Origin of the sequence: Clostridium sp. 1001271st1 H5, assembly GCF_005845215.1 — a bacterium.
Lineage (GTDB): Bacteria > Bacillota > Clostridia > Lachnospirales > Lachnospiraceae > Enterocloster.
In genome coordinates, this window is the sequence record NZ_SPHO01000028.1 from 49,618 (window position 1) to 59,678 (window position 10,061).

General features: G+C 50.0%; 8 protein-coding genes and 3 tRNA genes. 5 read left to right on the plus strand and 6 right to left on the minus strand.

Annotated features, from left to right (window positions below; all coding sequences use genetic code 11):
• Nucleotides 1-2 precede the first annotated feature (2 nt).
• Together FGS84_RS27370 and FGS84_RS27375 are read right to left on the minus strand one after the other, a co-directional pair.
• On the minus strand, nt 3-1,538 hold the full coding sequence (locus FGS84_RS27370; protein WP_138311363.1) for a sugar ABC transporter ATP-binding protein: 1,536 nt from the start codon (nt 1,536-1,538) through the stop codon (nt 3-5).
• Between the two features lie 127 nt (nt 1,539-1,665).
• Nucleotides 1,666-2,898 (minus strand): substrate-binding domain-containing protein, encoded by a 1,233-nt coding sequence (locus FGS84_RS27375; protein ID WP_138311364.1) that lies wholly within the window; start codon nt 2,896-2,898, stop codon nt 1,666-1,668.
• A 305-nt stretch (nt 2,899-3,203) separates the two neighbouring features.
• Here FGS84_RS27375 and FGS84_RS27380 point away from each other — a divergent pair, with 305 nt between their 5' ends.
• Nucleotides 3,204-4,262, plus strand: a complete 1,059-nt coding sequence (locus tag FGS84_RS27380; protein ID WP_207740021.1) for a LacI family DNA-binding transcriptional regulator — start codon at nt 3,204-3,206, stop codon at nt 4,260-4,262.
• Between the two features lie 51 nt (nt 4,263-4,313).
• On the opposite strand, the gene FGS84_RS27385 is transcribed toward FGS84_RS27380, so the two are convergent.
• Nucleotides 4,314-5,354, minus strand: a complete 1,041-nt coding sequence (locus tag FGS84_RS27385; protein WP_138311365.1) for a 3'-5' exonuclease — start codon at nt 5,352-5,354, stop codon at nt 4,314-4,316.
• A gap of 283 nt (nt 5,355-5,637) precedes the next feature.
• Here FGS84_RS27385 and FGS84_RS27390 point away from each other — a divergent pair, with 283 nt between their 5' ends.
• Genes FGS84_RS27390 through FGS84_RS27405 form a run of 4 tightly spaced genes read left to right on the plus strand, consistent with a single transcriptional unit; the run spans nt 5,638 to nt 9,307 of the window.
• The gene (locus FGS84_RS27390) at nt 5,638-6,279 is read left to right on the plus strand and encodes a hypothetical protein (protein ID WP_138311366.1); all 642 of its coding nucleotides are present in this window, start codon (nt 5,638-5,640) and stop codon (nt 6,277-6,279) included.
• Nucleotides 6,280-6,281: 2 nt separating this feature from the next.
• Nucleotides 6,282-6,833 (plus strand): biotin transporter BioY, encoded by a 552-nt coding sequence (locus FGS84_RS27395; protein WP_138311367.1) that lies wholly within the window; start codon nt 6,282-6,284, stop codon nt 6,831-6,833.
• Nucleotides 6,834-6,842: 9 nt separating this feature from the next.
• The gene (locus FGS84_RS27400) at nt 6,843-8,012 is read left to right on the plus strand and encodes an acetyl-CoA C-acyltransferase (RefSeq protein WP_138311368.1); all 1,170 of its coding nucleotides are present in this window, start codon (nt 6,843-6,845) and stop codon (nt 8,010-8,012) included.
• Nucleotides 8,013-8,056: 44 nt separating this feature from the next.
• Nucleotides 8,057-9,307: an AMP-binding protein gene (locus FGS84_RS27405; RefSeq protein ID WP_138311369.1), complete on the plus strand. Its 1,251-nt coding sequence runs from the start codon at nt 8,057-8,059 to the stop codon at nt 9,305-9,307.
• 334 nt (nt 9,308-9,641) lie between these two features.
• On the opposite strand, the gene FGS84_RS27415 is transcribed toward FGS84_RS27405, so the two are convergent.
• The 3 genes from FGS84_RS27415 to FGS84_RS27425 all read right to left on the minus strand — a co-directional run bounded on the left by FGS84_RS27415 (nt 9,642) and on the right by FGS84_RS27425 (nt 9,893).
• Nucleotides 9,642-9,712, minus strand: a tRNA-Cys gene (locus FGS84_RS27415).
• Between the two features lie 15 nt (nt 9,713-9,727).
• A tRNA-Glu gene (locus tag FGS84_RS27420) sits at nt 9,728-9,799 on the minus strand.
• Nucleotides 9,800-9,820: 21 nt separating this feature from the next.
• Nucleotides 9,821-9,893: transfer RNA gene (locus FGS84_RS27425), tRNA-Asn, on the minus strand.
• Nucleotides 9,894-10,061: the final 168 nt, after the last annotated feature.

The following is a 10,061-nucleotide window of genomic DNA, read 5'->3' on the forward strand; positions in this document are numbered from 1 at the left end:
TATTATTTCCCGTTCTGATTGTCTTTCCCGCCAACTGAGTAGTACATAATTTCGTCCTCCGTGGTCTTAGCGGTTTCCAGCTCTGCCATGACTGTCCCATTGTACATAACATACATCCGGTCCGTCAAAGACAGCAGCTCCGAGTTTTCACAGGAAGCATAGATAACGCCATTTCCCTGTTTTGCAATTTCATTGATTAAATGGAAAATGTCCTGTTTTGCCCCCACATCCACTCCCTTTGTGGGCTCGTCAAATATGTATACATCGCAGTCAGCCGCAAGCCATTTTCCCACCGCCACCTTCTGCTGGTTGCCGCCGGAAAGGTTCTTGACCTGCTGCCGCACGCTTGGCGTGGCAATCCCAAGGTCCTTTACGAACTGTTTGGCGTTTTCCTCCACCTTACGCCTGCGGATAAAAGGCCCTGTGCAGAACCTGGAGAGACATGCCGCCGATAAGTTAAAGCTCACGTTCTCATTTACCAGAACCCCCTCCTTACGCCGTTCCTCCGGCACCAGGGCCATCCGGTTCTTTACTGCTCCTGAGGGATTTGTTATCTTTAACTCCTTGTCCTTCAGGATAACCCGCCCGTCCGTCTTTTTATATGCCCCGAAAATGGTCTTGCAAAGTTCGGATTTTCCGGCACCCACCAGGCCGGCAATTCCTACCACCTCGCCCTTCTTCACCTGGATGGACACATCCTTTACCTTTCCGCCTGCGCCGGATAAACGTTCTGTCCGAAACAGCACCTCTCCAATCCGGCAGGCTTCCTTTGGAAAGTTCTCCTCGAACTTGCGCCCCAGCATCTTCTCCACAATCTCTTTTGTGGTAGTATTGCCTGTTACCGGCGTGGTGTCAATGAGTTTACCGTTGCGCATTACCGTATAATTCTCGCAGACCTCCAGGATTTCATTTAACCGGTGGGAAATAAAAAGAATTGCGATATTTTCGGTTTCATGCAAATGCTTGACAATCCGGAACAGTTCCTCTGTCTCGGTATTGCTTAAAGGAGCAGTCGGCTCGTCAAGAATCAGGAAATTACATTCCGACCGGATGGCCTTGGCAATGAGCACCATCTGCTTCTGGGCCAAAGACAGGTTCTGCACCAGTTCATGCTCATCCACCTGTTCACGGCTGATATGCAGCCGGTCCAGGGCTTCCCTCCCCTGCTTATATGCTTTTTTCCAATTTACGATATAGCCGCTCTTTCCCATAACCATATCGTTCTGTACAATGTTCTCCGCAACCGATAAGGTGGGGTATAATGCCATATCCACTTCCTGATACACAATCTGGATTCCCAGCTTCTTGGCATCCACCGGCGTCCTGACCTCCACCTTTTTTCCATTCAGCAAAACTTCTCCTGTATAAGTGGAATTCGCCCCTGCCAGCACCTTCATCAAAGTGGATTTCCCTGCGCCGTTGGCACCTACAACTGCCCGGATTTCACCGGTTGAAACCTCAAAATTAATGTCGTCAAGTGCTTTCACGCCCGGAAATTCAATGGAAACATGTTTTGTTTCTAATTTAATCCTATCCATGGAGTCCCTCTTTTCAGCAATACATCCGTTTTAAAAAGGGAAACGCAGGCCAAAACCCGCGTTTCCCTAAAAAAACGATTGCCTGTGGTTTTGTGTTTAAAAGAAAACCTCGTTTTTTACTGGCCGCTTATTTGTGAATCAAATCCTTTGGCATCCAGTCCGCTGCAGACAGATAATCCAGATTTCCATAAGTCTCCCCGGCAATATTGCCCAGGTTCTCCACCGTGGAATCAGACTTCAGCGCATCTGCCTTGATAGCAGTGCCCGGAACCTCAACAACGTCCACGCCGCTCTCACCGGTTGCAGGGTCAAAAATCTTATCATACTGGTCTGCCAGCTCCAGCATCAGGATACGCATGCCAATCTCGCCGTTCATGGTCCAGTCGGTTGTGCCTGCTGCGGTCCAGATGTCAGGACGTGTCTGCATGTTGGTCACGTCAACCGGGTCAATGTCAACCGATGCCATAGGAAGTGCGTCGCCGTTTTTGCCGTTAAAGTTGTCATTTTCAGCAATTGCATTGTAAACGCCCTGGCCGTACAGGTCATAGTAAGCAATGACGCCATCCACATCAGCCCTGTTCACGCCCTGCAGATATGCGGCAGTCACTGTATTGGCAGAGTCAACGGAATCCTGAAGAGGCTGTACCTCGCCTACGGTTACAATCTTGCCTGCAGCCTCATACTCCTGCCAGCCAACCTCGCGGCGGTCAAATGGGCTGTTGTAGTTAGGACCTCTCCAAACCTTAATCAGGCGGACGCCCTCGCCGTACTTGTCAATCATCTGGTCCAGAAGAACGGTTACAAGGGATTTATCCTGCTGGAACATCTGGGTAACGCCGGGAAGCTTCTGGTACTCTCCGTCGGTGTAGAACTGTGTGTCAAAGGTGACAATCTTCATATCCGGATACTGCTCCGTGATTTCCTTCAGGAATACATAGGAGCCGTCCTGGTTGCCGTGGCTGACCAGAAGCCCGTCATATCCTGCGGATGCACAGGTACGGATGGTGTCCTGCCACTTGTTGAAGTCACCGTCGCAGAAGAAGAAATCAAACTTTACATCCAGTGCATCGCAAAGGGATGCGCAGGAGTCCTTCCACATCTGGAAAATGGTTGCGGAGGGCAGAAGCATGATATAAGCCACCTTCTTGCCTGCCACCGGGTTCTCCGCTGCCGCCGGCGCCGCTGTGGTATCTGCCGCCGCCTCAGCTGCCGTGGTCTCCGCTGCCGCTGCCGCGGTTGTTTCCGCCTTTGTCTCCGCTGCCGTGGTGGATGAACCTCCTGAGCCGCCGCAGCCTGCCAGCAGGGATGCCGCCATAGCGGCAGCCGCAATTACACTGACCACTTTTTTCATTTTTTTCATTGTACTCTTTCCTCCTTTTTGTTATTGATATTGTTTACTAAACAATATATTTTCTTTGTTCTTTGTGTTAATTAAATAGTACAACGCTTTTTCCTCAATGTCAATATGTCTTTGGTAATTTTGTTATTAATTTCCATAAATTATTGTTTTTATTGTGCATTTTAATTATACAAATCAATAAACAGTGTGTATTATACCTTTTTGTATTTGTTTTTTGTTTAGTAAACATTTAAATTTCACATATGGAATTGACCCGGTTTCAACCCTGTGATATAATTCAATCTATAGTATGATTAGTAAATCACATGGATTGTTCAATATTGTTTATCTTAAATTCTACAATCCGGAAAGAGAGATTCCATATGACCGTCAGAGAGCTGGCCAAGCAGATTGGCGTTTCGCCCGCAACCATTTCCATTGTGCTGAATGGAAAAAAGGGAGTCAGCGAGGATACGCGGAAAAAGGTGCTGGAGGCAATAAAAGCCTGCCAGTACTCCCCCCCTTCCCGCAAACCTAAAAGCGGCAAAAATGTGCTCCTGGTAAAATACTATAAAAGCGGTATGCTGGTAGAGGAAAATCAGGGATTCATATCCATGATTATTGACTCCATTGAGGAGCAGCTCCGCGCAGAGCAGCTGGGCATGACCATGACAGTGGTCAAAACCGGCTTAAAGTCAGCCCTTGATTCCATTGATTACAGCAAGTACTGCGGGATGTTTCTGATTGCAACCGAGGTAATGCGGGATGAGTTCTCGGCCCTAGATTCCATTCCCATCCCCTTTGTGGTTGTGGACAACACCGTCCCCAACCATTACTGTAGCAGTGTATGCATGAACAATGCGGAAAATGTCCACATTGCCCTCCGGCACTGTAAAAAATGCGGACATACCCAACTGGGCTACCTGGGCAGCACCACGGGGGCTGAAAACTTTAACGAGCGGCATATTGCCTTTCTCCGATATGTAAAAGAATTGGATTTTCAGTTTGACCCAGAGAACGAATTCCGCGTAAAACCCACCATGCTGGGGGCCCATGATGATTTTTTCAGAATACTGGAGCATAACCCCAGGCTACCTTCCTGCTTTTTTGCGGAGAACGACACCATTGCCCTGGGCGCCATGAAGGCCCTGAAGGAAAAGGGGTATAAGATTCCCAACGACATCTCCCTGATTGGCTTTGACGATATACCCTATTCCTCCATAAGCTCCCCCGCCCTGACCACCATCCATGTGCAGAGAAAGATAATGGGGAAGCAGTCGGTCATCCAGCTGATGCAGCTAATCGAGGACCCCCGGTTCATGCCCATGAAGACCCAGATTACAGGAAAGCTGGTAGAACGCTCCAGCGTAAAACAACTGGCATAATGAAACAAAAATTCCCCCGGCCTCTCGTATTGGAGGACCGGGGGAATGCGGTTATGAACAAATTTTATCCGACTCATTCTGTTTGCTTCTTCCCTTCAGGGGCTTGGAGGAGGGCTTGGACGGGGACTTGGAGGAGGGCTTATGATGTGCCTTGGCATTGCGCTTTTTCCTGCCGTCTTCTTTTTTCTGGACCAGAAGCTCCACATCCTGGGAATCCGCCATCTTGGCTGTCTTCACAGCATAAAAGCGGTCATCCTCCGATTTCTTCACCCTTATTTTTCCTTTTACAAACCCATGTTCCGGGCATACGGCCAGGCAGAAATAAAATCTCTGCCCATAGGGAAACCATCTCAGCTTCTTGCGCAGCATCCTGTTGCATTTCACGCACTTCATATCTGTAATATCCTTGTCCTTAAGGATATCTTCCCTGGAATCAAACTCCCTGGACACATACTTGGAATACTCAGGGAAATACAGCCGGTATTCCTCAGCCTTATTCCTGGGAAGTCCGTAATAATCCACTGACACATAGGTTCCAAATGTCTCCATATCCAGCGCTGAAAGAATACGGCCCGTATAATAGGCATCATCCAGCGCCCGGTGAAAGGGCCTCTCCTCTTCCATGCCCTGCAGCTGCACCGCCATATCAAGGGACACCTTGTTCTTCCCATCCCCGTACTGAAGGCAGTAAAGCTTCTGGATATCCAGGTAAAGCAGCGGCCTTGGAAAGGGATTGGGAAGCTTATGATACGCCATATTCCGCTGAAGCTCGGTTAAGTCCATGGAACCCCAGGTACAGAAGCAATACTCCTCCTGACCGCACCATGCCAGAAACCTCTTCATAACCACGTCAAAGGGCTCTCCTTCCTGGCGCAGCTCCGCCATATCCATGTGGGTCACTTCCGATATCTTAAAATGCATCTTTTTATAGACCTTGGGCCGAATCAGCTTGTGAAAGGTTCCTGTCTCTTCAAAATTCCCATTCAGCTTCACTGCTCCGATTTCTATAATTTCAAAAGGAAGATGCTCCACTGAATCTTCCTTTCCATTGGGACTCTGGTTCCATTCCAAATCAAAAACAATGTAATTCATCTCTTCATCCTGTCACTATGCAATCTCAATTTACTTACCTATCTTACCATATAGGAAAGAATATGGAAAGGGGCTATTGATGTCATTGATTCCCAGTATTTCCAATTCTGTTTTATTTTTAACTGTCATTGTCCTGCCCGCGCCAACGGTATATTCCACTTATATCTTCGGTTAACCTGACAGCGCCAAATTGTCAACTATATTTCATTTTTATGTTGACAATCCAATACCGACTCTCTATAATAAGTAAAATATAACGGTAACTTTCAATGAGGTATCCTATATGATAAAACTAATACAAGCTGCCTGCCAATGGGGAAAGAAGGACTATGACGGCTGGGTCATTGGAAAGGCCCGGTACTGTATCCGCAACCGGGCACAGCCTGTGGCATATGAATGCGTTCCGCGCAAAAGTATTCCCGGATATGTGCAGCTGGAAACTGTGGCATACAGTGCAGGGGGCCTGCCCTGCCAGACCCTTGAAATCTGCCTTGTGGATACCGGGGATTCAGGGCCTGCCGGACACTTTAAAATACCTGAGGCCCCCAGGCTTTCCGCCAAAGCCGGCTCATCCGATACCCAGACAGCCGGCGCTCCGGCACGGGCAGACCTACCTCCCCCTCTGACTATGACCTTTTCTTCCAAGGGCCTGCGGCAATTCCTGTCTGTTTCCGGAGACACCAACCCAATTCATCTTGGGCCGGGTGCAGTCATTCCCGGCCTGTGGATACTCGGCCGGCTGGATGAAATCTACGGCAGACTCAGCCCTGCCAGAACCCTTTCCATACGTTTCCTGAGCCCTGTCCACACGGACGACTTTGTGCGCCTGATGCAAAAAGGCAACCGGGTAACAGGAACCGTGGGAAATCTTACCTGCTTCACCATGACCATCCATACACCAGACCAAACCATAAAACGGAGGTAATCATGAATCAGAAATATAACACCGTGGAACTCACTAAAATGGCACTGCTGACCGCCTTAATCTGCGTCTCAGCCTATATCGTCATCCCCCTTCCCTTTACACCGGCCAGCCTGACGGCCCAGACCCTGGTTGTCAATCTCATTGCCCTGCTTCTGACTCCCAGGCAGGCAGCATTCACCATGGTCGTGTACATCCTTCTGGGGCTGACCGGCCTGCCCGTATTCTCCGGTGCCATCGGAGGCCCCGGAAAGCTGTTTGGTCCAACCGGCGGCTATATCATGTCATGGATTCCGGCCGTCATCCTCATGTCATGGCTAAAGGGAACGCATTACAGCTTTAAGCGTTATTGTCTGGTGACCATCCTGATTGGGATGCCCGTCATTTATCTGGTGGGAAGCGCCTATATGAAATTCATAACCGGAATGGACTGGGCCGCCACCTTTACTGCTGCCGTAATTCCCTTTATTCCCCTTGATATCTTCAAATGCTTTGCTGCCGCCCTCATTGCAAAACCCGTACAGATAAGCCTTTCAAACGCCCAGAGGGCACGATAGGAGGCGTTCATGGATAAGGTATTCATACTGGGCGGACTGCGCAGCTATATCGGCGTGAAAAACAGCGCCTACCGCCATGTACCCGCAGAGCTTCTGGGGGCGGCTGTGTTAAAAGAGCTGACCTTCCGGTATCAGCCAGAAGAAATTGATATGATTATCTGCGGCAACTGCGTTGGAGGCGGCGGCAATATTACCCGTCTCATGGCGCTGGAGGCAGGACTTTCAGACACCATTCCTGCCTTTACATTGGACCTGCAGTGCGCCTCCTCCCTGGAAGCTGTCATAACAGCCGCAGCCAGGATACAGAGCGGTCTGGCTGACCTGGTGGCTGCCGGAGGTTTTGAAAGCAGCTCCACCCAGCCTGTGCGAAGCTATAACCCCAACCATCCATATACCCGCGCCTGCCTTGCTTCCAGTCTTAATACAGGCGGTCCGGACAATTCCCCGGCCTACAGCACCGCCAAATTTATCCCCGGTCCTCATCGGGAGGATGTGATGCTGCAGGGCGCGGAAAAGACCATCTGCCATTACCATATAAGCCCCGGCGAAATGGACGCCTGGGTGCTGGAAAGCCACAGACGGGCTGTCAGGGCGCGCCAGGAAGGCCTTCTTGAAGGCATAACCGTCCCTGTATACGGCCTCGACCATGACGAAGGAATCCGGCCCCGGCTGAACCAGCGCCTGCTGGACCGTCTGCCCTGCGTCCTGAAAGATGGCCGGTATCTCAATGCCGCCAATGCCTGCACCATGAATGACGGCGCCGCCTTCCTTCTTCTCTGTTCAGAGCGGTATCTGAAAAAGCATAAACTTATCCCCCGGTTTTACCTTACAAATGCATATACGGCCGGGGCAGACCCGCTTATGAGTCCTGCCTCTGTCCTGCCCGCAATCAGGGGACTTCTGGACCGCAGCGGACTCTCCATGGATGAGATAGGCGCCATTGAGTGCAATGAGGCCTTTGCAGCCATTGATGTCCTGGTCAACAGGGCTTATCCGGATATATCTTCCCGGTACAATCAGCTGGGCGGCGCCCTGGCTTATGGGCATCCCTATGGTGCGTCCGGCGCTATCATTCTCCTTCACCTGATGAAATCCATGGAGCAATCGGAAAGTGCCCGGGGTATTTGCTGTGCAGCAGCTGCCGGCGGGATTGGAAGCGCCATTCTTCTGGAACAGTAATCAGCGTTCTTCTCCCGGATGCCATACACAGAAAGGTGCCACCTATGAATCACAAGGATTATCTCTCTATTATTCAGTCAATTCCGGCCCACAGGACAGCCCTGATTGAGGACGGACAGATTTATACATATGGTATGCTTGCCGGGGAGTCCGGACGCATCCGTTCCCTGTCTCCCAAAACTGCGGCCCCTTCTGCGGTATGGGTCAGAGAGTCCTCTGTCCATAATCAGCTGGTACATTTCCTGGCATTAAGCGGTACATCCCAGGTTCCCGTCATCCTACCCGCCGATATGAAATGTCTGCCCCATATCCCGGCAGCAGAGACTGTCCCGGACGGGGCCTGTATGGGCGTCCTTACCTCCGGTTCAACGGGCCAGCCCAAGCTGTGGTACCGTACCCGGGAAAGCTGGTCCTCTTTCTTTCCCACTCAAAACGCGATTTTTGGAATAACCGACAGGACCCGTCTCTTTGCACAGGGCAGTCTGGCATTCACCGGCAATCTGAACCTGTATCTGGCCCTTCTGTCCGCAGGGGCGGCCATCATCACCGCCTCCCCTGTAAATCCCTCTGTGTGGCGCAGGGAAATAGAACGCCACGATGCAGATTCCCTATATCTTATCCCCTCCAAGCTCCGGCTTCTGGCAAAATACGCCTCCCATCCCTGTCTCAGCATCAGGACCATCCTGGCTGGTTCCCAAAGTCTTGGGCGCAGGGATATGGAGCTGCTGAAAGCCGCTTATCCTGACAGCCGCTGTATCCTGTACTATGGGGCCAGCGAGCTGAGCTATGTCACCTGGTTGACGGACCGGGAAATGAATGATAACCCGGCCTGCATCGGAAAACCCTTTCCAGGCATAGACGTAACCCTGAAGGACGGTGAAATCTACGTCAGCACCCCCTACTCCGCCATAGGCATCGAAGGGCCCTGGAGCGTTGGAGATATGGGCTATATGGACCGGAAGGGCTATCTGTACTTTAATGGCCGGAAGGACAATGTATACAATATTCACGGCCGTAAGGTCTCTGCGGTAAAAATAGAAAACGCTCTGAACGTTCTGTCTGAGATACAGGAGTCTGCCGTCATATTTCAAAACAATGCACTGCAGGCTCATGTGGTTCTCTCAGAGCCAACTCCTTCAGACCAGGATATGTCTGCCATGCGCTACGCCATAAAGAAGGCGTTGAACGGCTGCCTGGAATCCTGGGAAATCCCCAGAGATATTATATTCCATGAGAGCCTTCCAAAAAACAACAGCGGAAAGACAGTCAAGAAACTGCTCTCCGCCAAAGAATAAAGGTTCTATACTGAATGTTGGGGTGTGCTGAAAAGCACACTTCCAACATTTTTTTGTTGTAATAAAATACATCTATTAGAAGCCTTCCAAACGCATCCATCATCGCAGATAAATATCACTTCATCCGGCAGGTGACATAGGCAATTGAAAACGTACGGAAACGCCTGCAGCGGTTCATGCCGGTTTCTCTGCGTAAGTATTATAAACGCAGCCGGAAACTCATTCTGAACGCGGATACTCCACTGTACATCACTGGAGCGGGATTTTACAAATCCCACCCCAACGATTGACAAAGAGCAAAAAAAAGAACCACATATCCGTGATTCTTTCTGAGAGGCGACGACCGGAATCGGACCGGTGATAAGGGTGTTGCAGACCCGTGCCTTACCGCTTGGCTACGTCGCCATATTAACTTATAAATGACCCCAAGGGGATTCGGACCCCTGTTACCGCCGTGAAAGGGCGATGTCTTAACCGCTTGACCATGGGGCCTTGCATATATAAATTAAAAAACTCCCCGAGTAGGACTTGAACCTACGACAGCGCGGTTAACAGCCGCGTGCTCTACCGACTGAGCTATCGAGGAATAGGTTGATGCTCTCCGATTCCTTATTATACATTATAATAAAAAATTCATCAAGTACCTTTTGAAGATATTATATGAAAAACCTGCATTATTTATGCAGGTAATACATACCTTCAAAACCACATATTGAATTCCGATTGTTTCACAAACCACTTTCCCTTAACCTTT